The 20982-nt window shown below is 71.1% G+C and carries 23 protein-coding genes; 17 read left to right on the forward strand and 6 right to left on the reverse strand.

Annotated elements, in window-relative coordinates; translation table 11 throughout:
- Positions 1 to 37 precede the first annotated feature (37 nt).
- On the forward strand, positions 38 to 988 hold the full coding sequence (locus DXZ73_RS24185) for an AraC family transcriptional regulator (RefSeq protein ID WP_116213162.1): 951 nt from the start codon (positions 38 to 40) through the stop codon (positions 986 to 988).
- 39 nt (positions 989 to 1027) lie between these two features.
- Here DXZ73_RS24185 and rpsN read toward each other — a convergent pair whose 3' ends face one another.
- Both rpsN and rpmB read right to left on the reverse strand, forming a co-directional pair.
- Complete coding sequence (rpsN, locus tag DXZ73_RS24190) at positions 1028 to 1333, reverse strand: 30S ribosomal protein S14 (protein WP_116213163.1); 306 nt, start codon at positions 1331 to 1333, stop codon at positions 1028 to 1030.
- The gene (gene rpmB / locus DXZ73_RS24195; RefSeq protein WP_116213164.1) at positions 1333 to 1596 is read right to left on the reverse strand and encodes a 50S ribosomal protein L28; all 264 of its coding nucleotides are present in this window, start codon (positions 1594 to 1596) and stop codon (positions 1333 to 1335) included. The genes rpsN and rpmB overlap by 1 nt, the downstream gene beginning before the upstream one ends.
- A gap of 74 nt (positions 1597 to 1670) precedes the next feature.
- Here rpmB and rpmG point away from each other — a divergent pair, with 74 nt between their 5' ends.
- The 5 genes from rpmG (at position 1671) to DXZ73_RS24220 (ending at position 3942) form a co-directional block, all read left to right on the forward strand.
- Positions 1671 to 1835, forward strand: a complete 165-nt coding sequence (rpmG, locus tag DXZ73_RS24200) for a 50S ribosomal protein L33 (protein ID WP_116213165.1) — start codon at positions 1671 to 1673, stop codon at positions 1833 to 1835.
- 5 nt (positions 1836 to 1840) lie between these two features.
- On the forward strand, positions 1841 to 2098 hold the full coding sequence (locus tag DXZ73_RS24205; protein ID WP_116213166.1) for a type B 50S ribosomal protein L31: 258 nt from the start codon (positions 1841 to 1843) through the stop codon (positions 2096 to 2098).
- On the forward strand, positions 2095 to 3270 hold the full coding sequence (locus DXZ73_RS24210; RefSeq protein ID WP_240351471.1) for a CobW family GTP-binding protein: 1176 nt from the start codon (positions 2095 to 2097) through the stop codon (positions 3268 to 3270). The genes DXZ73_RS24205 and DXZ73_RS24210 overlap by 4 nt, the downstream gene beginning before the upstream one ends.
- Positions 3271 to 3329: 59 nt before the next feature.
- Positions 3330 to 3572, forward strand: coding sequence for a 30S ribosomal protein S18 (gene rpsR / locus DXZ73_RS24215; protein ID WP_116215816.1), 243 nt, complete (start codon positions 3330 to 3332; stop codon positions 3570 to 3572).
- Between the two features lie 130 nt (positions 3573 to 3702).
- Positions 3703 to 3942 (forward strand): DUF397 domain-containing protein, encoded by a 240-nt coding sequence (locus DXZ73_RS24220; RefSeq protein ID WP_116213167.1) that lies wholly within the window; start codon positions 3703 to 3705, stop codon positions 3940 to 3942.
- Between the two features lie 19 nt (positions 3943 to 3961).
- On the opposite strand, the gene DXZ73_RS24225 is transcribed toward DXZ73_RS24220, so the two are convergent.
- Positions 3962 to 4456: an ATP-binding protein gene (locus tag DXZ73_RS24225; protein ID WP_205519217.1), complete on the reverse strand. Its 495-nt coding sequence runs from the start codon at positions 4454 to 4456 to the stop codon at positions 3962 to 3964.
- A 312-nt stretch (positions 4457 to 4768) separates the two neighbouring features.
- Between DXZ73_RS24225 and DXZ73_RS24230 the strand changes: the two genes are divergently transcribed.
- The 4 genes from DXZ73_RS24230 (at position 4769) to DXZ73_RS24245 (ending at position 8641) form a co-directional block, all read left to right on the forward strand.
- Positions 4769 to 5632: a helix-turn-helix domain-containing protein gene (locus DXZ73_RS24230; RefSeq protein ID WP_116213168.1), complete on the forward strand. Its 864-nt coding sequence runs from the start codon at positions 4769 to 4771 to the stop codon at positions 5630 to 5632.
- A gap of 87 nt (positions 5633 to 5719) precedes the next feature.
- Positions 5720 to 7177 carry an aldehyde dehydrogenase family protein gene (locus tag DXZ73_RS24235; protein WP_116213169.1) on the forward strand — a complete coding sequence of 486 codons (1458 nt, stop codon included), beginning with the start codon at positions 5720 to 5722 and terminating at the stop codon, positions 7175 to 7177.
- A 91-nt stretch (positions 7178 to 7268) separates the two neighbouring features.
- A complete protein-coding gene (locus tag DXZ73_RS24240) occupies positions 7269 to 7814 on the forward strand; it encodes a DinB family protein (protein ID WP_116213170.1) in 546 nt (181 codons plus the stop codon).
- 233 nt (positions 7815 to 8047) lie between these two features.
- Entirely contained in the window at positions 8048 to 8641 is a 594-nt protein-coding gene (locus tag DXZ73_RS24245) for a PadR family transcriptional regulator (protein WP_116213171.1), read from the forward strand.
- 11 nt (positions 8642 to 8652) lie between these two features.
- On the opposite strand, the gene DXZ73_RS24250 is transcribed toward DXZ73_RS24245, so the two are convergent.
- Together DXZ73_RS24250 and DXZ73_RS24255 are read right to left on the reverse strand one after the other, a co-directional pair.
- On the reverse strand, positions 8653 to 10065 hold the full coding sequence (locus DXZ73_RS24250) for a glutamate decarboxylase (RefSeq protein ID WP_116215818.1): 1413 nt from the start codon (positions 10063 to 10065) through the stop codon (positions 8653 to 8655).
- 114 nt (positions 10066 to 10179) lie between these two features.
- Entirely contained in the window at positions 10180 to 10545 is a 366-nt protein-coding gene (locus DXZ73_RS24255) for a YbjQ family protein (RefSeq protein WP_116213172.1), read from the reverse strand.
- A gap of 226 nt (positions 10546 to 10771) precedes the next feature.
- Here DXZ73_RS24255 and DXZ73_RS24260 point away from each other — a divergent pair, with 226 nt between their 5' ends.
- Positions 10772 to 11500: a DedA family protein gene (locus DXZ73_RS24260; protein WP_116213173.1), complete on the forward strand. Its 729-nt coding sequence runs from the start codon at positions 10772 to 10774 to the stop codon at positions 11498 to 11500.
- Positions 11501 to 11614: 114 nt separating this feature from the next.
- A complete protein-coding gene (locus DXZ73_RS24265; RefSeq protein WP_116213174.1) occupies positions 11615 to 13285 on the forward strand; it encodes a threonine/serine ThrE exporter family protein in 1671 nt (556 codons plus the stop codon).
- Positions 13286 to 13365: 80 nt separating this feature from the next.
- On the opposite strand, the gene DXZ73_RS24270 is transcribed toward DXZ73_RS24265, so the two are convergent.
- Entirely contained in the window at positions 13366 to 13863 is a 498-nt protein-coding gene (locus tag DXZ73_RS24270; RefSeq protein ID WP_045933001.1) for an inorganic diphosphatase, read from the reverse strand.
- Positions 13864 to 14007: 144 nt separating this feature from the next.
- Here DXZ73_RS24270 and dacB point away from each other — a divergent pair, with 144 nt between their 5' ends.
- The 5 genes from dacB to ftsH all read left to right on the forward strand — a co-directional run bounded on the left by dacB (position 14008) and on the right by ftsH (position 20861).
- Entirely contained in the window at positions 14008 to 15444 is a 1437-nt protein-coding gene (dacB, locus tag DXZ73_RS24275; RefSeq protein WP_338059135.1) for a D-alanyl-D-alanine carboxypeptidase/D-alanyl-D-alanine endopeptidase, read from the forward strand.
- A 174-nt stretch (positions 15445 to 15618) separates the two neighbouring features.
- Complete coding sequence (locus DXZ73_RS24280) at positions 15619 to 16764, forward strand: zinc-dependent metalloprotease (protein WP_116213175.1); 1146 nt, start codon at positions 15619 to 15621, stop codon at positions 16762 to 16764.
- Between the two features lie 187 nt (positions 16765 to 16951).
- Positions 16952 to 17974 carry a tRNA lysidine(34) synthetase TilS gene (gene tilS / locus DXZ73_RS24285; protein ID WP_116213176.1) on the forward strand — a complete coding sequence of 341 codons (1023 nt, stop codon included), beginning with the start codon at positions 16952 to 16954 and terminating at the stop codon, positions 17972 to 17974.
- A gap of 103 nt (positions 17975 to 18077) precedes the next feature.
- Entirely contained in the window at positions 18078 to 18617 is a 540-nt protein-coding gene (gene hpt / locus DXZ73_RS24290; RefSeq protein WP_116215820.1) for a hypoxanthine phosphoribosyltransferase, read from the forward strand.
- Between the two features lie 249 nt (positions 18618 to 18866).
- Positions 18867 to 20861 carry an ATP-dependent zinc metalloprotease FtsH gene (gene ftsH, locus DXZ73_RS24295; protein ID WP_116213177.1) on the forward strand — a complete coding sequence of 665 codons (1995 nt, stop codon included), beginning with the start codon at positions 18867 to 18869 and terminating at the stop codon, positions 20859 to 20861.
- Positions 20862 to 20982: the final 121 nt, after the last annotated feature.

A 20982-nucleotide genomic window follows, 5' to 3' on the forward strand; every position in this document is an offset into this window, starting at 1 on the left:
GAGCTCACTTTTATGTCTCATCGTCTATCGTGCCCTCGTGGATGTACTGAGCGATGCCATCGCCGCCATGCGCACCGGGCGCCCTCATTCCTCGCGCACGGTCAAGCGCGCGCCCTGGGGCGTGCGTTTCCCCGAGCACGACGGCGCCGGGTTCCATGTGGTGCTCCAGGGGTCGGCGTGGCTGCTGCCGCCCGGGGGCGCCGAAGCCGTACGGCTCGGGCCCGGCGACGTCGTCTTCCTGGCCCACGGCTACGGTCACGGGCTGGCCGACCGGCTCGACACCCCGCTGGAGGACGCCAGGCCGGAGCCGGACGGCACCTGGCCCACGCTCCGGCACCACGGGCCCGTCCGCCGCGAGGACACCCTCATGCTGTGCGGCGCCTACCGGTTGAACAAGGCGCGCGCCCACCCCCTCCTCGCCGAGCTGCCGCCCTTCATCCACATCCCGGCCCGTGTCGGCTGCCACGAACGCCTGCGCTCCGCCGTCGAGCTGCTCGGCGCGGAACTGGCCGACCACCAGCCCGGTTCCGACGCCATCGTGTCCGCGCTCCTCGACACCCTGCTGCTGTACCTGCTGCGCACGTGGTGGCTGGAGGAGCGCCCGGACCGGACGGCCGGCTGGGCGGGCGCCCTCGGCGACCCGGCCGTCACGGCCGCGCTGCACGCCCTCCACGGCGCCCCCGCGCACCCCTGGACGGTCGAGGAGCTCGCCGCGCGGGCGGGCCTGTCCCGCGCGGCCTTCGCCCGCCGCTTCACCGCCCTGGTCGGCCGCCCTCCCCTCGCCTACCTCACCTGGTGGCGCATGACGACCGCGGGCCGCCTGCTCCGCGAGGCCGACGCCCCGCTGCGCACTGTCGCCGAACGGGCGGGATATGCCTCGGAGTTCGCCTTCGCGAAGGCGTTCAAACGGGAGTACGGGGTGGCCCCGGGGCGGTACCGCAGGCAGGGTCCGGGGGCAGGGAACGGGAAGGCCGCCGGGACGGGGTGACGCCCCGGGCGGGCTCCCCGAGCCCGCCCGTACGCCCCGCTACCAGCTCGACTTCCGCACGCCCGGCAGAAACCCCGCATGCGCCTGCTGTCGCATGTTCACGCGCGACAGCCCGAACGTGCCCACGTAACCGCGCGGCCGCCCGTCCACCGAGTCCCGGTTGCGTACGCGCGTGGCGCTCGCGTCACGCGGCTGGCGGCGCAACTCGGCACCCGCGGCGGCGCGTTCCGTGTCGGGCGTGTGCGGGTCGCGGATGATCGCCTTCAGGATGGCCCGGCGGGCCGCGTAGCGGGCCACCGTCAGCCGGCGCTGCTCGTTCTTCGCGATCTTGCTCTTCTTCGCCATCAGACACTCCCCCAGCTACCGCTGGGAGGTGCCCCCATCCCCCGGGCGCGGATGCGGGCCACCGCGGCCTCGATGCCGATGCTGTCGACCGTCCGGATGCCCTTCGCGCTGAGCCGCAGCCGCACATGGCGGCCCTCGCCGGGGAGCCAGTAGCGCTTGCTCTGGATGTTGGGGTCGAAGCGGCGGGCGGTGCGCCGGTGGGAGTGGGAGATGGAGTTGCCGAAGCCCGGCTTGCGGCCGGTGAGTTGGCAGTGGGCGGACATGGTCAGACCTCCGGTCCTCGGGCGGCCCCTGAGAGCCTAATGAAAATGGAAACCATTTCTGTATAGTAGCCCCCATGGCCCGCAACGAGCTACGCCCCGTGATCAAGCTCCGGTCCACCGCGGGGACCGGCTACACCTACGTCACCCGCAAGAACCGCCGTAACGACCCCGACCGCATGGAGCTGCGGAAGTACGACCCCGTCGTCGGTCGCCACGTCACCTTCCGAGAGGAGCGCTGACCCCGATGAAGCCCGGAATCCACCCGCCCTACGGCCCCGTCGTCTTCCGCGACCGCGCCGCGAACCACGCCTTCCTCACCCGGTCGACCGCCACCAGCGACAAGACCGTCGAGTGGGAGGACGGCAACACCTATCCCGTCGTCGACGTCGAGATCTCCTCGGCGAGCCACCCCTTCTACACCGGCACCGCCCGCGTCCTGGACACGGCCGGGAGGGTCGAGCGCTTCGAGCGCCGTTACGGCAAGCGGGAGGGCGGCCGGTGACCGGTCCGCGGCCGCTGCCCGTGGCGCTCGTCGGCGGTCTGCACTCCGACGCGCGCGTCGCCGTGGTCGAACGGCTGCTGAACACCGTGCCGGGCAGCGTCGCGCTCCATCACGACCTGGCGACGGCCGTCACGGGAACGGTGCGCCGGACCGTACGGGACGCCTCCGGCCTCCTCGACGAGGGCGACGCCCCGCTCGTCAACGACTGCGCCTGCTGCGCGCTGCGCGAGGACCTGGTCCCCGAGCTCGAACGGCTCGCCGCCGCCGGTCACTGCCGGCTCGCCGTCGTGGAGCTCTGGGACTCGGTCGAGCCCAAGGCGATGGCCGAGGTGGTGGCCGCCCACAGCGGGCCGGACATCCGGCTGACGGCAGTGATCACGGCCGTCGACCCGGCCCTGCTGCTGCCCGCTCTCGGCTGCGGCGACGACCTCGCCGAGGCGGGGCTGGCGGCCGCCGCGTCGGACCAGCGGACGGTCGCGGACACCTTCGCGCGGCAGCTGGAGTACGCGCCGGTGCTGGCGGTGGTGGAGGGGAGCGGGGGGCCGGACGCCACACCCCCCGCGGACGCCGCCGACTTCGCCCTGCTCGACCAGCTCGTCCCCACGGCCCACCGCGTTCCGGTCGATTCCGTCGAGCTGGCGGCCGCCGCGGTCGCGGGGTTCGACGTGGAGGCCGCGGCCGCCCGGCAGCACCCCGCCTGCGCGCTGCTGCCGCAGGCCGCCGACGCGGACGGGGTCACCACGCTCGTCTGGCACCGGCACCGGCCGTTCCACCCGGGGCGGCTGTACGACGCGCTGGAGGACCTCACGTGCGCCGCGGCGCGCAGCCGGGGTCGGTTCTGGCTCGCGGACCGCCCGGACACCCTGCTGTCCTGGGATGCGGCCGGGGGCGCCCTGTGCGTCGAGAACGCCGGGCCGTGGCTGGCCGCACTGCCGGACGCCGCCTGGGAGATGGTGCCCGCGACCCGCCGGGTGGCCGCCGCGCTGGACTGGCACCCCGAGCACGGCGACCGCGCGCAGTACCTCACCTTCACCTCGCCCGGGCTCGACGGAGAAGCGCTCGCCTCGCTGCTGGAGTCGTGCCTGCTGACCGATGCCGAATTCGCGGCGGGTCCTGACACCTGGCGCTGTCTGTCCGGCGCATTCGACGAACTCCTCGACCCGGTTTCCTGATCACCGGCCGAACACCCGGTCGACCGGCAACCGATCAACGACCAGAAAAGGCAATGCTCATGCCCCGCCGTCCCGATCACCGCAAGAACCTCAAACCCCGTCCCAATCCCCTGGAAACAGCGGGCATCACATACATCGACTACAAAGACACCGATCTGCTGCGGAAGTTCATTTCGGACCGCGGGAAGATCCGCAGCCGCCGCGTGACCCGGGTCACCGCCCAACAGCAGCGACAACTCTCCCGGGCGATCAAAAACGCCCGGGAGATGGCCCTGCTTCCGTATTCGGGCACCGGGAAGTAGTGAAGTCGGCACCGTAAGTGCACGTGCATCGGCTCATGCAGAGGCACATGAACGGAGCTATGATCCGGAGTAGTTGTCATCCCCACCATTCGTGCCGGGGTGCCCCCTGCGAATACTCCGGGAGAGACCTGTGCCTCACGCGTACAACGGCATGGCTGCCACGGATCTCGACGGCGTGGTCTGGCGCAAGAGCCGGCACTCCAACTCGCAGGGATCGTGCGTGGAGTTCGCGAAGCTGCCGGACGGCGGGATCGCCATGCGCAATTCCCGTCATCCGGACGGTCCGGCGCTCGTCTACACGCCGGCGGAGATCGAGGCCATGCTGCTGGGCGTCAAGGACGGCGAATTCGACTATCTGATCGCCGACTGAGCGCCCCCCGTGGCAGCGCTCAGTCGCGATCCCGCGGCAGCCTGAACAGCGCCCAGACCACCTTCCCCCGCAGCGCGCCGGCCAGCGGGTGCCAGCCCCAGGTGTCGCTGAAGGAGTCCACCAGGAGGAGTCCGCGCCCGCACTCCGCGGAGGCGTCGGCCTCGCCCGCGACGGGGCTCTCCTCGCTGGGGTCCCGCACCGCGCACACCAGACGCGACGTCCAGCGCATCAGGTGCAGCCGTACGGGCGGCTCGTACTCCGTGCCGACGAGCTCGGCCGGAAGGGCGTAGCGCATGGAGTTGGTGACCAACTCCGAGACGACGAGCGCCACATCGTCGAAGAGCCCGGGGAGGTCCCACTGCTGGAGCGTGGTCCTCGTGAACCGCCGCGCCGTCCTGACCGCCTCGAACCGGGGCGGCAGCACACAGGAAGCGGAGCTGGAGACGGCTGATGGGGCGATCGGTGGCAGCCCTCGCCACAGGGGGGAGAGCACAGTCGATCCTTCGGTACCCATCCGAGGCACTCCTGGCAATCGTGGACGTGACATGCACGTGTGCGTTCCCCATGGTTCCCAATGCGGATGGCGGATGCAAGGGCAGATGCACGTGCACGTGGGGGTTTTGGGGGCGCACGCTCCGGTAAGGGAGCAATTCTTCCTACGCCCTCCTGCGTACGGTGTCCGGACTGCCACTGCCTCCGTAATCGGATGCACACTCAACGGAGCCCGGAGGTGGCAGACTTCGGCGCCGGGGGTAGCGGGGGTCGCCCCGGGAGGGTGCGGAAGCGGCACGACCGGGTAGGGACCGGAAAAGGAGGAGTCGCGAAGATGGCCACGAGCGAGTCGAGCGGTTCTGTGGTGCGCCGCATACTTCTGGGCTCGCAGCTCAGGAGGCTGCGGGAATCCCGGGGGATCACCCGCGAGGCGGCGGGCTACTCGATCCGGGCGTCGGAGTCGAAGATCAGTCGCATGGAGCTGGGCAGGGTGAGCTTCAAGGCGCGGGACGTCGAGGATCTCCTCACGCTCTACGGGGTCACCGACGAGCTGGAGCGCGAGGCGCTGCTGGGACTGGCCCGCGAGGCCAACGTCGCCGGGTGGTGGCACAGTTACGGCGATGTGCTGCCGGGGTGGTTCCAGACCTATGTGGGCCTGGAGGGCGCCGCCTCCCATATCAACATCTACGAAGTGCAGTTCGTGCACGGCCTGCTCCAGACCGAGGGCTATGCCCAGGCCGTCGTCGTCCGCGGCCAGCCGACCGCCGACGAGGCCGAGGTCGAGCGCCGCGTCTCGCTGCGCATGGAGCGCCAGAAGCTGCTGTTCTCCGAGCGCGCCCCGCACTTCCACGCCGTGCTGGACGAGGCCGCGCTGCACCGCCCGTACGGTGGCGAGGCCGTCATGCGCGGCCAGCTGGAGCACCTCGTCGACATCTCGGAACAGGCCAATGTGACGCTCCAGGTGATGCCGTTCGCGCACGGCGGGCACGCGGGGGAGAGCGGCGCCTTCACCATGCTGCGCTTCCCGGAGTCCGACCTGTCCGACGTCGTCTACCTGGAGCAGCTGACCAGCGCGCTGTATCTGGACAAGCCCGACGAGGTGGCGCAGTACGGCAGGGTGATGGAGCGCCTGCACGAGGACAGCCTCTCGCCCGCGCTCACTCGCGACCTGTTGAGGCGGCTGCTCCAACTCGTGTGACACATCAGTACGATGACGTCCCATCAGGAGTCTGCATTCCGGGTCGGGCGCCGTTTGCGCCCCCGTTTCTCCAGGCAGGGATGGCACATGTCCTACTTCGACGAGTTGGCTTTCCAGTACATCGACGGCGAATGGCGGGCCGGCACCGGCTCCTGGGACATTGTCGACTTCAATCCCTACGACGGGGAGAAGCTCGCCTCCATCACCGTGGCCGGCGTGGACGAGATCGACCAGGCGTACCGCGCCGCCGAGCGCGCCCAGAAGCAGTGGGGCGCCACCAACCCGTACACCCGCCGGCTCGTCTTCGAGCGGGCGCTGCGGGTCGTCGACGAGCGGGAGGCCGAGCTGGCCGCCGCGATCACCGCGGAGTGCGGCGGCACGGCCGTGAAGGCGGCCTTCGAGCTGCACCTGGTGCGGGAGTTCCTGCGCGAGGCGCTGCACCTCGCGCTGCGGGCCGAGGGGCGCATCCTGCCGTCGCCGGACGACACCAAGGAGAACCGCCTCTACCGGCTGCCGGTCGGGGTCGTCGGGGTCATCAGCCCCTTCAACTTCCCCTTCCTGCTGTCCATCAAGTCCGTCGCGCCCGCGCTTGCCCTCGGCAACGCCGTCGTCCTCAAACCCCACCAGAACACGCCGATATGCGGCGGCGGACTGGTCGCCAAGGTCTTCGAGGAGGCGGGGCTGCCCGCCGGGGTGCTCAACGTCGTGGTCACCGACATCGCGGAGATCGGGGACGCGCTCATCGAGCACCCCGTGCCCCGCGTGATCTCCTTCACCGGCTCCGACAAGGTCGGCCGCCACGTGGCCACCGTCGCCGCTTCGCACTTCAAGCGGACCGTCCTCGAACTCGGCGGCAACAGCGCCCTGATCGTCCTCGACGACGCGGACGTGGACTACGCCGTGGACGCGGCCGTCTTCAGCCGCTTCATCCACCAGGGACAGGTCTGCATGGCGGCCAACCGGGTGCTCGTGGACCGGTCGGTGGAGGCGGAGTTCACCGAGAAGTTCGTCGCCAAGGTCAGGACTCTCAAGGTCGGCGACCCCGGCGACCCGGCCACCCACATCGGCCCGCTGATCAACGCCGGGCAGGCCGAGGCCATCAACACCCTGCTGGACCAGACCGTCGCGGACGGCGCGACCGCCCTCCTGCGGGGCACGACGACCGGCACGCTGGTCGCCCCCTCCGTGCTGACCGGGCTGCCGGCGGACTCCCCGATCCTCGCGCAGGAGATCTTCGGGCCGGTCGCCCTGATCATCCCCTTCGACGGCGAGGAGGAGGCCGTACGCATCGCCAACGCCACGCCGTACGGGCTGAGCGGCGCGGTGCACACCGGGGACATCGAGCGGGGCGTACGCATCGCCAAGCGCATCGACACCGGGATGATCCATGTCAACGACGGGACGGTCCACGACGAGGCGATCGTGCCGTTCGGTGGCGAGAAGCACTCGGGGGTGGGGCGGCTGAACGGTGACGCGATGGTCGACGTCTTCACCACGACGAAGTGGATCTCGATCCAGCACGGTCGCAGCAGATTCCCGTTCTGACGAGGTATCCGACGAGATGTAGGACGAGGACTGTCCGCATTGGGGCGTACGTTGCATCCGTTGCCCGGCGGAACGACGAAAGGCTGACCCGGTGCCCACTCACGTCATCGAGAACGACCCCGCGGACGAGCGGGGCACCCTCCTCGCCTTCCTGGACGCCCAGCGGGGCGGCCTGCGCCGGTCGGTGCTCGGGCTCACCGAGGAACAGGCGGCCCTGAAGCCCAGCGCGAGCACGCTGTCGCTGGGAGGGCTGCTCAAGCACGCCATCGGCGCCGAGCGCGGCTGGCTCGCGATGGCCCGGGGGACCGCCCCCGAGATCTCCCACGAGGAGGCCATGAAGCAGTTCGAATCGGGCTTCGTGCTCACGGACGACGAGTCCGTCGCGGGCCTCCTCGCCACCTGGGAGGAACTCGCCGCGGAGACCGAACGCTTCATCCGCGCCCTGCCCACCCTGGAGCGCACCTTCCCCCTCCCGGCGGCGCCCTGGTTCCCCAAGGACGCGTCGGTCTCCATGCGGTGGCTTCTGCTCCACCTGATCGAGGAACTCGCGCGGCACGCGGGGCACGCGGATGTCATCCGCGAGTCCTTGGACGGCAGGACGGCGTTCGAACTGGTAGCTGATTCGACGGCGGGCTGAATGTGCTGGCTGCAGTCCAGCCCCGTCCGGCGTTTGAGGACAACGCAGCGAGGCCGCGTCGCGGGGTCCGGGGCGCAGCCCCCACGCGGCGGAGCCGCAAATCGACACAGCCGGGAAGGGGCGGGGCTGGGGAAAGAGACCACCGGCCCGCACTCGAACGGGGTCCCGGGGCGGAGCCCCGGGGCACCCCCTACGCTGGCGGCAGTAAAGGGTCCGCGGGCCGAGGGGAAGCAATGTCGGCGATCAGACTGCTCGTTCTGGGCGCCGTCCGGCAGCACGGACGCGCCCACGGCTATCAGGTCCGCAGCGACCTGGAGTTCTGGGGCGCCCACGAGTGGTCCAACGCCAAGCCCGGCTCGATCTACCACGCCCTCAAGTCCATGGCCGCGCAAGGCCTGCTGATCGCGCACGACACCGCGCCGAGCGAGGCCGGCGGCCCGCCCCGTACGGAGTACGAGCTGACCGACGAGGGCGAGCGGGAGTACTTCCGGCTGCTGCGGGAGGCCCTCTCCTCGCACGATCAGAAGGTGGACGTCCTGACCGCGGGCGTCGGCTTCCTCGTCGACCTGCCGCGCGCCGAGGCGATCGCCCTGCTGAAGCGGCGGGTCGAGTCGCTGCGCGCCTGGCGCGAGGAGATCCGGCAGCACTGGACGCCGGGGGAGGGCGAGGACTGGGGTCACATCGGCGAGATCCGGGGCATGTGGATCCACACGGCCGAGAGCGGCGAGCAGTGGGCCCTGGGGCTGATCGGGCGCCTGGAGGGCGGCGCCTATGTGATGGCGGACGAGGGCGACCCCTGGGAGGGCCTCAACCCGTCCGGCGGCTGACGGGGGCGGGGTCAGTGGTGGAAGGCCGTGGCGACGGCCTCGGGGCGGCCCAAGGGGCCCGGCTGGCGGCGCAGTTCCGGCAGGAGCGAGCGGAGGTCCTCCAGGAAGAGGTCGGCCAGGTCGTGCGAGAAGCCGTTGCGGCAGACGATCCTGAGGACCGACAGATCCTCCCGGTCCGGCGGGAAGGTGTAGGCGGGCACCAGCCAGCCGCGCTCCCGCAGCCGCCGTGACACGTCGAAGACGTCGTATCGCGTGACGCTGTCGGCCGTCGTGAGAGCGAACACCGGCAGCTCGTCGCCGCGCGTCAGCAGGCGGAAGTCGCCCATGTCCTCGATGTGCCGGGCGAGCCGGGTCGCGACATCACGGGAGTTCTGCTGCACGGCGCGGTAGCCCTCGCGCCCGAGGCGCAGGAAGGTGTAGTACTGCGCGGCCACCTGCGCGCCCGGCCGGGAGAAGTTCAGCGCGAAGGTGGGCATGTCGCCGCCCAGGTAGTTGACCCGGAAGACGAGCTCCTCGGGCAGCGCCGACCGGTCCCGCCACAGCGCCCAGCCGACGCCCGGGTAGACCAGCCCGTACTTGTGCCCCGAGGTGTTCACGGACGCGACGCGCGGCAGCCGGAAGTCCCACACGAGGCCCTCGTCCAGGAAGGGCGCGACCATCGCCCCGGACGCCCCGTCCACGTGGACGGGGATGTCGAGGCCCGTACGCTCCTGGAGCGCGTCCAGTGCCGCGCACACGTCGGCCACCGGCTCGTACGACCCGTCGAACGTCGACCCCAGGACGGCCACGACGCCGATCGTGTTCTCGTCGCAGAGCGCGACGGCGGCCTCCGGGCCGAGGTGGAAGCGATCGCCCTCCATCGGCACCTGGCGCGCCTCGACCTCCCAGAAGGTGCAGAACTTGTCCCAGCAGACCTGTACGTTCGCGCCCATCACCAGATTGGGCCGGGCGCCGGCCGAGGGATAGCGCCCGGCGTTCGCGAGCGACCAGCGCCGCTTGAGGGCCATCCCCGCGAGCATGCACGCCTCGCTCGACCCGGTGGTCGAGCAGCCGATGACGGCGGCGGGGTCGGGCGCGTGCCAGAGGTCGGCGAGCATCCGCACGCAGCGCTTCTCCAGCTCGGCGGTGCGCGGGTACTCGTCCTTGTCGATCATGTTCTTGTCCGCGCACTCGGCCATCAGCACACCCGCCTGGGGCTCCATCCAGGTGGTGACGAAGGTGGCCAGATTGAGCCGGGAATTGCCGTCCAGCATCAGCTCGTCGTGGACGAACTGGTACGCCGCGTGCGGTGTCATCGGCCCCTCGGGCAGCGCGTCCCGCGGCGGCTCGGCCGCCATCCCGCCGATGGGGTCGGCCTCGCCGTAGAAGGGGTTGACCGAATAGCTGCGTTTCGCTGCCTTGTCGGCGCCTTTGTGCAGTGGCATGGCGTTGATGCCTACCACCGGGGCGGGCGCGCCACGCTCGAAGTCCGCTCGGGCGTGTGCTCGCACCGGCGGGGCGGACCGGGAGGCTTCCCGCGTCCGCCCCGCCGCCGGGGGTCACGCCCGGGGGGAGATGACGACCGCGGTGCCGTACGCGCAGACCTCCGTGCCGACGTCCGCCGCCTCCGTCACGTCGAAGCGGAACATCAGGACCGCGTTCGCGCCGCGCGCCCGCGCCTGCTCCACGAGGCGGTCCATCGCCTGGTTGCGGGTCTCCACGAGGGTCTTGGTCAGCCCCTTGAGCTCGCCGCCGATCAAGGACTTCAGCCCGGCGCCGATCTGGCTGCCGACGTGCCGGGAGCGCACGGTGAGGCCGAAGACCTCGCCGATGACCCGGTCGACCTTGAAGCCGGGCACGTCGTTCGTCGTGACCACCAGCACATCCGCCTGGGACTGCCCGCCGCCGTACTCCTCGATGCCCATCGCATCCACCTCCGTGTGTGCAGTTTTGCCGTACACCGGCCCGGACGCATGCCGGGGCGGCGCGGTTGAGCCCGACCGGGGGGTACGTCCTTCATGGCACTCTGGAACCGAGGGTCGACCGGTCACGTTGTACTTTTGGGGCCGCACTTCCCCGCCACCCCCGCCTGTGCCCGGGCCTCGCACGAGCCTGCGCCCTCGACCCAGGAGCCTGTCACCCGTGACCCCCATGACCACACTCGCGCTCGGTCCGCAGTGGCTCGACGCGAACTATCTGATCGAGCAATTCGGTCTGATCGGCGTCCTGGCGATCGTCTTCGCGGAATCCGGCCTGCTGATCGGGTTCTTCCTGCCGGGTGACTCGCTGCTCTTCACCACCGGCCTGCTCGTCACCACGAACCAGATCGACAAGCCCCTGTGGCTGGTCGCCCTGCTGGTCGTGCTCGCCGCGGTCCTCGGCGACCAGGCGGGCTATCTCTTCGGCCGCAAGGTCGGCCCCTCGCTCTTCAAGCGCCCCGACTCCCGCCTCTTCAAGCAGGAGAACGTGGAGAAGGCGCACGACTTCTTCGAGAAGTACGGCCCGAAGTCGCTGGTCCTGGCCCGCTTCGTGCCGATCATCCGCACGTTCACGCCGATCATCGCCGGCGTGAGCCGGATGAACTACCGTTCCTTCCTGATCTTCAACGTCATCGGCGGCTGCCTCTGGGGCGCCGGAGTCACCCTGCTGGGCGCCGCCCTCGGCAAGGTCGACTTCGTCAACAAGCACATCGAGCTGATCCTCGTCGCCATCGTGCTGATCTCGGTGGTCCCGGTTGCCATCGAGCTGCTGCGCGCCCGCTCCAAGGCGAAGAAGCAGCCCGCCGTCCCCGGCCCCCTGGGCGCGCCCGGTGCTCCCGGCGCCCCCGGCGCGCCCTACGACGGCCGCCCGGCGCCGCGCGGCCGCCACGCCAAGCGCTGACGCCCCGCACCTCTCCTGCCGTCGCACGCATGACCCGGACCCCACTGGGCACGCGGGACACCCATCAGGCATGGTGGCCGTAGCAGGCGGCAGGAGGCGTACGAGGAGCGTGTGGTGGCGGAGCGGCAGCGGGGCGGAGCGGACCCGGTCGAGGACCGGAAGCCACAGTCCGACGAGGCGCACAGCGCCTTCACCCCGCCGCTCGGCGTCCCGCTGCCCAACGCGCCCGAGGACGAGCACCCCACCTCGGAATTCGCCATGCCGGAGGGCATAGCCGCGGAACCGGAGGGCGAGCCCGAAGGCTCGGCCTTCACCCTCCCCGCGGGCACCGTGGGCCCCGGCACCACGCAGAGCACGCCCTACCCCGCCTTCACCCCGCCGCACGGCATACCCAAGGTGAGCCTCACCAAGGAGGCGCCCTGGCAGGACCGCATGCGCACGATGCTGCGCATGCCGGTCGGCGAGCGGCCCGTACCCGAGCGCGCGGAGAAGCCGGACGAGCCCGGCCCGCCCGTACCCCGCGTGCTCGACCTCACCCTGCGCATCGGCGAGCTGCTCCTCGCGGGCGGCGAGGGCGCGGAGGACGTGGAAGCGGCGATGTTCGGCGTCGCACACGCCTACGGCCTCGGGCGCTGCGAGCCCACCGTCACCTTCACCCTGCTGTCGGTCAGCTATCAGCCGTCCCTGATCGACGACCCCATCACGGCCAGCCGCACCGTGCGCCGCCGCGGCACCGACTACAACCGGCTCTCCGCCGTCTTCCGGCTCGTCCACGGGATCACCTCGCGCGGGCTGACGCTGGAGGAGGCGTACCGCGGTCTCGCCGAGATCCGCCGCAACCGCCACCCCTACCCCGGCTGGGCGCTCACGGCCGCCTCCGGGCTGCTCGCCGGCGCGGCGAGCATGCTCGTCGGCGGCGGGGTCCTGGTCTTCGTGGCGGCGGCCGCAGGCGCGATGCTGGGCGACCGGCTGGCGTGGCTGGCGTCCGGGCGCGGGCTGCCGGAGTTCTATCAGTTCGTCGCCGCCGCGATGCCGCCCGCCGCGATGGGCGTGGCCCTCAGCGCCACCCACGCGCACGTACAGGCCTCGGCGGTCATCACGGGCGGCCTGTTCGCCCTGATCCCCGGACGGGCGCTCGTGGCGGGCGTACAGGACGGTCTGACGGGCTACTACATCACCGCCGCGGCCCGGCTGCTGGAAGTCGGCTACCTCATCGTCGGCATCGTCTGCGGAGTGCTGGTCGTCCTCTACGGAGGCGTGCACATCGGCGGCGGGGCGCTGAACCCCGAGGCGGCGCTGGAGCGCCAGGAGCGGCCGCTGATCCAGATCATCGCCGCGATGCTGCTGGCCTTCGCCTTCGCGGTGCTGCTCCAGCAGGAGCGCCACACGGTGCTGGCGGCCACCCTCAACGGCGGCGTCGCCTGGGTGATCTACGCGGCCCTCGCCGACACCGCCAAGCTCGACCCGGTGCCCGCCACGGCCATCGCCGCCGGGCTCGTCGGCCTCTTCGGCCAGCTGCTTTCCCGCTATCGGTACGCGTCGGCGCTGCCGTACGTCACGGCGGCGATCGGGCCGCTGCTGCCCGGTAGCGCGACGTATTTCGCGCTGCTGAACTTCGCGAAGAACGAGCTGAGCACCGGCATCTCCAGCCTGACCAAGGCGGCGGCGCTGGCCCTCGCCATCGCCATCGGCGTGAACCTGGGCTCGGAGATGGCCCGCCTGTTCATCAAGGTCCCGGGAGCGGCGGCATCCCGCAGAGCGGCGAAGCGGACGCGCGGCTTCTGAGGGGACTCAGCGGGTGCTCAGCCCGGAACGCGCGGCCCCCGGCGCCCTCAGGGCACCAGGAACCGCGCGTTCGGTCGGACTCAGTGGTGCGAGCCGCCCGCGGCCTCGAGACGCTTGTAGGACGCCTCGATCTCCGCCTCGGCCTCCGCGCGCCCGACCCAGTCGGCGCCCTCGACGGACTTGCCCGGCTCCAGGTCCTTGTAGACCTCGAAGAAGTGCTGGATCTCCAGGCGGTCGAACTCCGACACGTGGTGGATGTCGCGCAGGTGCTCGACGCGCGGGTCGTTCGCCGGGACGCACAGCAGCTTGTCGTCGCCGCCGGCCTCGTCCGTCATGCGGAACATGCCGATGGCGCGGCACTTGATGAGGCAGCCCGGGAAGGTCGGCTCGTCCAGGATGACCAGCGCGTCCAGCGGGTCGCCGTCCTCACCCAGGGTGTTCTCGACGAAGCCGTAGTCGGCCGGGTAGCTGGTCGAGGTGAAGAGTCGGCGGTCCAGACGGATGCGACCGGTCTCGTGGTCCACCTCGTACTTGTTCCGCGAACCCTTCGGGATCTCGATGGTGACGTCGAACTCCACGGGTGGCTCCTCCATGATCAACACATACGTCCGGTGATGCTGTGTCCTCCCGGGCGGGTGGCTACAGCGGGTGCCATGCTCGCGGCAAGGCGCAGTGATTAAGTGTCTCTCACGCAGGTGTGTGGTGGCGAAAGGGGCTGGTCCGTGGTGCGTGAGTGGTGGCGGAGCGCCCCGCTGGAACGGCGTCGGACGGTGCGTCTCGTCGCGGTGTCGGCCGTGGCCGGCGCCGTCGCGGCGGTGGGCGCCGTGGGTGCCGCGGGGCCCTGGGAATCCGGGCAGCGCAAGGCCGAGCGCGACCGCGCGGCCGCGGGCGCGGCGAGCGCCGCCGACCGCCACGCCGGGCCGGTGCGGCCCACCGCGCCGCCCGTGCTCGCCGCCCTCGGCGGCCGGGCCACCGCGCAGGAGCCCACCCGGGACGGCCTCGCCGCCGTGCTCGAACCGCTGCTGAAGGACGCCGCGCTCGGCTCGGACCGCTCGGCGGCGGTGTACGACGCCACCACCGGGCGGCAGCTCTACGGCTCCGCGCAGGACACCGCGTACACCCCCGCCTCGACGATCAAGCCGGCCACCGCCGCGGCGGCGCTCGCAGCGCTCGGGCCCGACCACCGGATCGACACCACGGTCGTGGCGGGCGGCGACGGCATCGTGCTCGTGGGCGGCGGCGACCCCACGCTCACCGCCCACCCGGCCAAGGCGGGCCCCCAGCGGCCCGCGAGCCTCGAGGCCCTCGCGGAGGCCACCGCGCGCAGGCTGAAGGAGCGCGGTACGGACCGCACCAAGGTCGCGTACGACGCCTCGCTCTACTCCGGACCGGCCGTCCACACCATCGGCCCCAACGAGAACCTCGCGCCCGTCAGCGCCCTCATGACCGACGAGGGCCGCCTCGACGACTCCGACCACGGGCCCGCGGCCCGCACCGCCGATCCGGCCGGGGACGCGGCCCGGAAGTTCGCGGAGATGCTGGGCGGACAGGGCATCAAGGTCGACGGCGAGGTGACCCAGGGCGGGGCCGGGGCGAAAGCGGAACGCCTCGCCTCGGTCTCCTCCCCGCCGCTCGGCGCGCTGGTCGAGCGCGCCCTCACCAACAGCGACAACGACATCGCCGAGGCCCTCGCCCGGCAGACGGCCCTCGCGTCGGGGCGGCCCGCGAGCTTCGAGGGTGCGGCGAAGGCGGTCACCGAACGCCTCGACAAGCTCGGCCTCCCCGGCGTCCACGTCGCCGACGGCAGCGGCCTCGACCGCGCGGACCAGGCCTCGGCGGGCTTCCTGGCCCAGCTGCTCGTACGGGCCGCCGACCCCGCGCACCCCGAGCTGCGCCCGGTCCTGACGGGCCTGCCGGTCGCCGGCTTCAGCGGCACGCTCAGCGGCCGGTACGCCGACGAGGAGGCGGGGCGCGGCACGGTACGGGCGAAGACGGGCACCCTGACCGGCGTGAACACGCTCGCCGGCACGGCGGTCTCCGCCGACGGCCGCCTCCTGACGTTCGCCTTCATGGCCTCCGGCACGAGCGACGCGGACGCGGCACAGCGAGTTCTGGACCGCATGGCGACGGCGGTTGCGTCCTGCGGCTGCAGAGGCTGAGACGCTACGGTTCGCGAATTCAGCCCGTCCGGCGTTTGAGGACGCGGCCGAAGGGCGCTCCCGCCGCAGGCGGCGATGGACCCGCACTCAAGGCGCGGCACCGGCCAACTCCCGCGCACCCGGCTACCGAGTAACCCCTAACCGCCGGCCGTGCGCAGCACGTACGGTGAAGCCATGACGAGCATCGGTGGTGCGGAGATGGTCGACTGGAAGCTCGCGGTCGCGACGGCGACGAGGCTCGTGCGGCCGGGACCGGAGATCGGCCGGGACGCGGCCCGCGAGGTCGTCGCGGAGCTGAGGCGGCACGCGAAGACGTCGGAGGAGCACGTCCGGGCGTTCACCCGGATGACGCCGCCCGGAGGGGGCGACGACCCCGCGGGCGGGAACCACGACACCCCGGTGCTCATCGTGGACCGGGCGGGCTGGATCAAGGCGAACGTCGCCGGCTTCCGCGCCCTGCTCGGCCCGCTGCTGGAGAAGATGTCGGACCGCCGCGCGGGCGTCCCCGGCGGCGCGGTGCTCGGCGCGGTGGGCGGCAAGGTGACCGGCGTGGAGCTGGGCATGCTGCTGTCGTTCCTGGCGTCCAGGGTGCTCGGGCAGTACGAGACGTTCGCGCCCGCCACCCGCGACCTGCCGGGGGCGGCAGGGGGCGGACGGCTGCTGCTGGTGGCGCCGAACATCGTCCACGTGGAGCGCGAGCTGGACGTGGATCCGCACGACTTCCGGCTGTGGGTCTGCCTCCACGAGGAGACGCACCGCACGCAGTTCACCGGCGTGCCCTGGCTGCGCGACCACATCGAGGGCGAGATCCAGTCGTTCCTCGGCGAGACGGAGGTCGACCCGGCGACGCTGCTGGAGCGGGTCCGGGAGGCGGCGCAGTCGCTGGCGGGCGGCAGGCCGCCGCAGGACGAGGAAGAGGGCGGCCGCAGCATCGTCGACCTGGTCCAGACGCCCGCCCAGCGCGAGATCCTCGGCCGGCTGACGGCGGTGATGTCGTTGCTGGAGGGGCACGCGGACTATGTGATGGACGGCGTGGGCCCGGCGGTCGTGCCGTCGGTGACGGAGATCCGGGAGAAGTTCCAGCAGCGCCGCGCGACCGGCGCGGGGCGGCTGGACGCGGCACTGCGCAAGCTGCTGGGACTGGACGCCAAGTTGCGGCAGTACCGTGATGGTGAGCGGTTTGTACGAGCGGTCGTCGACGAGGTCGGTATGGACGGTTTCAACCGGGTCTGGACGTCCCCGAACACCCTCCCCACCAAGACGGAGATCGCCAAACCGGCGGACTGGGTCGCGCGGGTGCACCGGAAGCCGGAATCCTGAAGCGGACGCTCCACCTCCGGGTAGAACGCTTCCGTAATCACCCGTCCGAGGGACCGTGGGCCAGGGGTGGGCGTGCGATGCTCGGGTAATGGCTCGCTTCTGTCACCATCGACGCACACAGCGTGACTGAGGCTCGAAGCTCGCGCAGCTCCGACCATCTCCATATGGAACGATTGGACACACGGACATGGGTCCACATCCCGCGGTCGCCGCGATACGCCTGGCGGTCCGCCGCGTACTTCACGACGTCCTCACCCCCACCACACCCGCATCCGTTCCCCCCGCCCCCGCCGGCTCCCCGCCGCTCGTCCTGGTCGCCTGCTCCGGTGGCGCCGACTCCATGGCCCTGGCCTCCGCGCTGGCCTTCGAGGCGCCCAAGCTCGGCATCAGGGCCGGGGGAGTCACCGTCGACCACGGCCTCCAGCACGGCTCCGACATCCGCGCCGCCGAGGTCGTCAGCAGGCTGACCGTCCTCGGCCTCGACCCCGTCGAGGCCGTCGCCGTGTCCGTCGGCAGGGAAGGCGGCCCGGAGGCCGCCGCCCGCGACGCCCGCTACGCCGCCCTGGACGCCGTCGCCGAGCGGCACGGGGCCGCCGCGATCCTGCTCGGCCACACCCGGGACGACCAGGCGGAGACCGTGCTCCTCGGGCTCGCCCGCGGCTCCGGCATCCGCTCGCTGTCCGGCATGGCCGTCGCGTCCGGCGTCGGCGGCCGCTACCGCAGGCCGTTCCTCGGCCTGGACCGCCAGACGGCCCGCAAGGCCTGCATGGTCCAGTCGCTCCCCGTGTGGGACGACCCGCACAACGCCGACCCGGCCTACACCCGCTCCCGGGTCCGCCACGAAGCGCTGCCCGTCCTGGAGAAGGCGCTCGGCAAAGGCGTGGTCGAGGCCCTCGCCCGCACCGCCCAGCTCTCCCGGGACGACGCCGACGCACTCGACGGCTGGGCCGCCGCCGTCGAGCCCTCCGTACGGGACGACAGCGGGGCCCTGGAGGCCGCGAAGCTCTTCGCCCTGCCCCCCGCCGTCCGCCGCCGGGTGCTGCGCCGCGCGGCCATCTCGGCGGGCGCCCCGGCCGGTTCGCTCTTCGCCCGGCACATCGAGGAAGTCGACCGGCTGATCACCGGTTGGCGCGGCCAGGGGGCCATCAACCTGCCCGGGCGCGTCGCGGTCCGCAGGCAGGGTGGCAGACTGGTCCTTCGGCAGGGCTGATTCGAACGAGTGCGAACGGCAGTGGCTCGCCTCGGACAAGCCGGATGAGACAAGCCGGATGAGCCTTCAACAAACGAGAGTGGCGCGGGTGGACGACAAGGACATGGGCACCGACCTCAAGTCGGTGCTCATCACCAAGGAAGAGATCGACGCGAAGCTGGCGGAGCTGGCTGCGAAGATCGACGCGGAGTACGCGGGCAAGGACCTGCTCATCGTCGGTGTCCTCAAGGGCGCCGTGATGGTGATGGCGGACCTGGCGCGTGCGCTGTCCACCCCGGTCACGATGGACTGGATGGCCGTGTCCTCGTACGGCGCGGGCACCCAGTCCTCCGGCGTGGTCCGGATCCTCAAGGACCTCGACACCGACATCAAGGGCAAGGACGTCCTGATCGTCGAGGACATCATCGACTCCGGTCTGACGCTGTCCTGGCTGCTTTCGAACCTCGGTTCGCGGGAGCCCGCATCCCTCAATGTCGTCACCCTCCTGCGCAAGCCGGAGGCGGCCAAGGTCGCCATCGACGTGAAGTGGGTCGGCTTCGACATCCCGAACGAGTTCGTCGTCGGTTACGGGCTCGACTTCGCCGAGAAGTACCGCAATCTGCCCTTCGTGGGCACGCTCGCGCCGCACGTCTACGGCGGCTAGGGCTCAAGGGCCGGGACGGGACTCCCCAGCGCGCGGGAACCGACGGACGGTTTCCGCCGTTGGAGCATGGGAAGGCGGGTTGGTTGACCGCCTGCGGCGGCGTCGGGTGACAATGCTGGGGTACCGTCCGAAGGTCAGTCTTTTCAATCTTTTTCAAGGTCGAGCAGAACACCGTACGCACGCACCCCCTGACAGGGGCAGCCGTGCCTCACTGTGGCAGGAGGGACGGGGCGCTTGCGCCCCGTATGGATGGACGTGAAGCGCTACTTCCGTGGGCCGGTCATGTGGATCGTGCTGGCCGTCCTCGCCGTGGTCGTGTTGATGCAGGTCGTCGGCTCGTCCGGCGGCTACAAGTCGGTGGACACCAGCCAGGTCGTCAACGCGATCAACAAGGACCTGGTGAAATCGGCCGAGCTGACGACCGGCGACGAGAACAAGATCAAGGTCGAGCTCAAGGACGGCCAGAAGGTCAAGGGCAGCGGCAAGATCCAGGCGAACTACATCGGCGACCAGGGCGTCGACCTCGCCAAGACCTTGCAGGCCAAGGCCGACTCCAAGCAGATCTCCGACGGCTACAACATCTCGACGTCGAAGCAGAACCCCTTCATCGGGGTGCTGCTCTCGCTGCTGCCGTTCGTCCTGATCGTCGTGGTCTTCCTCTTCCTGATGAATCAGATGCAGGGCGGCGGCTCCCGAGTGATGAACTTCGGGAAGTCCAAGGCCAAGCTGATCACCAAGGACACCCCGAAGACGACCTTCGCCGATGTGGCGGGGGCCGACGAGGCGGTCGAGGAGCTCCACGAGATCAAGGAGTTCCTCCAGGAGCCGGCGAAGTTCCAGGCCGTGGGCGCCAAGATTCCCAAGGGCGTCCTGCTCTACGGCCCGCCCGGCACGGGCAAGACCCTGCTCGCACGCGCCGTCGCCGGCGAGGCGGGCGTTCCCTTCTACTCGATCTCCGGCTCCGACTTCGTCGAGATGTTCGTGGGTGTCGGCGCCTCGCGCGTCCGTGACCTGTTCGAGCAGGCCAAGGCCAACGCCCCGGCCATCGTCTTCGTCGACGAGATCGACGCCGTCGGCCGGCACCGTGGCGCGGGCCTCGGCGGCGGTCACGACGAGCGCGAGCAGACCCTCAACCAGCTGCTGGTCGAGATGGACGGCTTCGACGTGAAGGGCGGCGTCATCCTGATCGCCGCCACGAACCGCCCGGACATCCTCGACCCGGCGCTGCTGCGCCCGGGCCGTTTCGACCGGCAGATCGCGGTCGACCGCCCGGACATGCAGGGCCGTCTGGAGATCCTCAAGGTCCACCAGAAGGGCAAGCCGGTCGCCCCGGACGTCGACCTCGCGGCCGTCGCCCGGCGCACCCCCGGCTTCACCGGCGCGGACCTGTCGAACGTGCTGAACGAAGCGGCGCTCCTCACGGCGCGCAGCGACAAGAAGCTGGTCGACAACCACATGCTCGACGAGGCCATCGACCGCGTCGTGGCGGGCCCGCAGAAGCGGACCCGGATCATGTCGGAGAAGGAAAAGAAGATCACCGCGTACCACGAGGGCGGTCACGCCCTGGTCGCGGCGGCGTCCCCGAACTCCGACCCGGTGCACAAGATCACGATCCTGTCCCGCGGCCGCGCGCTCGGCTACACCATGGTCCTGCCCGACGAGGACAAGTACTCCACCACGCGCAACGAGATGCTCGACCAGCTGGCGTACATGCTGGGCGGCCGCGCGGCCGAGGAGCTCGTCTTCCACGACCCGACCACCGGTGCGGCCAACGACATCGAGAAGGCCACGGCCACGGCCCGCGCGATGGTCACGCAGTACGGCATGACCGAGCGGCTCGGCGCGATCAAGTTCGGCTCGGACAACAGCGAGCCGTTCCTGGGCCGTGAGATGTCGCACCAGCGCGACTACTCCGAAGAGGTCGCGGCCCTGGTCGACGAAGAGGTCAAGAAGCTCATCGAGACCGCGCACAACGAGGCGTGGGAGATCCTCGTCGAGAACCGCGACGTGCTCGACAACCTGGTTCTGGCCCTCCTGGAGAAGGAGACGCTGAACAAGGAGGAGATCGCCGAGGTCTTCAAGCACATCGTGAAGCGCCCGGCCCGCCCGGCGTGGACCGGTTCCTCGCGGCGTACGCCCTCCACCCGCCCGCCGGTGCTCTCCCCCAAGGAGCTCGCACCGAGCAACGGCGGTCAGCCCGTGGAGTCGGTCGACCTCCCGGACGACACCCGCCCGGAGAGCTGAGCCGGGAAGCACAGCTGAAGCCGGGCAGCATCACAGGGCCCGGAATGGATGCCGCGTCACCCAGGTTATTAGCCTGGGAGGCGCGGCTTTCCGCTTGTGGGCCGCCGTCGGCCCGAACGTA

This window comes from Streptoverticillium olivoreticuli subsp. olivoreticuli (assembly GCF_003391135.1).
Lineage (GTDB): Bacteria > Actinomycetota > Actinomycetes > Streptomycetales > Streptomycetaceae > Streptomyces > Streptomyces blastmyceticus.

Bases quoted from the DNA above. Each gene is read 5' to 3' on its own strand.
- rpsN (WP_116213163.1), bottom strand. From the start codon at position 1,333: ATGGCGAAGAAGAGCAAGATCGCGAAGAACGAGCAGCGCCGGCTGACG.
- rpmB (WP_116213164.1), bottom strand. From the start codon at position 1,596: ATGTCCGCCCACTGCCAACTCACCGGCCGCAAGCCGGGCTTCGGCAAC.
- rpmG (WP_116213165.1), top strand. From the start codon at position 1,671: ATGGCCCGCAACGAGCTACGCCCCGTGATCAAGCTCCGGTCCACCGCG.
- DXZ73_RS24205 (WP_116213166.1), top strand. From the start codon at position 1,841: ATGAAGCCCGGAATCCACCCGCCCTACGGCCCCGTCGTCTTCCGCGAC.
- rpsR (WP_116215816.1), top strand. From the start codon at position 3,330: ATGCCCCGCCGTCCCGATCACCGCAAGAACCTCAAACCCCGTCCCAAT.
- DXZ73_RS24225 (WP_205519217.1), bottom strand. From the start codon at position 4,456: ATGGGTACCGAAGGATCGACTGTGCTCTCCCCCCTGTGGCGAGGGCTG.
- DXZ73_RS24230 (WP_116213168.1), top strand. From the start codon at position 4,769: ATGGCCACGAGCGAGTCGAGCGGTTCTGTGGTGCGCCGCATACTTCTG.
- DXZ73_RS24235 (WP_116213169.1), top strand. From the start codon at position 5,720: ATGTCCTACTTCGACGAGTTGGCTTTCCAGTACATCGACGGCGAATGG.
- DXZ73_RS24245 (WP_116213171.1), top strand. From the start codon at position 8,048: ATGTCGGCGATCAGACTGCTCGTTCTGGGCGCCGTCCGGCAGCACGGA.
- DXZ73_RS24250 (WP_116215818.1), bottom strand. From the start codon at position 10,065: ATGCCACTGCACAAAGGCGCCGACAAGGCAGCGAAACGCAGCTATTCG.
- DXZ73_RS24255 (WP_116213172.1), bottom strand. From the start codon at position 10,545: ATGGGCATCGAGGAGTACGGCGGCGGGCAGTCCCAGGCGGATGTGCTG.
- DXZ73_RS24260 (WP_116213173.1), top strand. From the start codon at position 10,772: ATGACCACACTCGCGCTCGGTCCGCAGTGGCTCGACGCGAACTATCTG.
- DXZ73_RS24280 (WP_116213175.1), top strand. From the start codon at position 15,619: ATGACGAGCATCGGTGGTGCGGAGATGGTCGACTGGAAGCTCGCGGTC.
- tilS (WP_116213176.1), top strand. From the start codon at position 16,952: ATGGGTCCACATCCCGCGGTCGCCGCGATACGCCTGGCGGTCCGCCGC.
- hpt (WP_116215820.1), top strand. From the start codon at position 18,078: ATGGGCACCGACCTCAAGTCGGTGCTCATCACCAAGGAAGAGATCGAC.
- ftsH (WP_116213177.1), top strand. From the start codon at position 18,867: ATGGACGTGAAGCGCTACTTCCGTGGGCCGGTCATGTGGATCGTGCTG.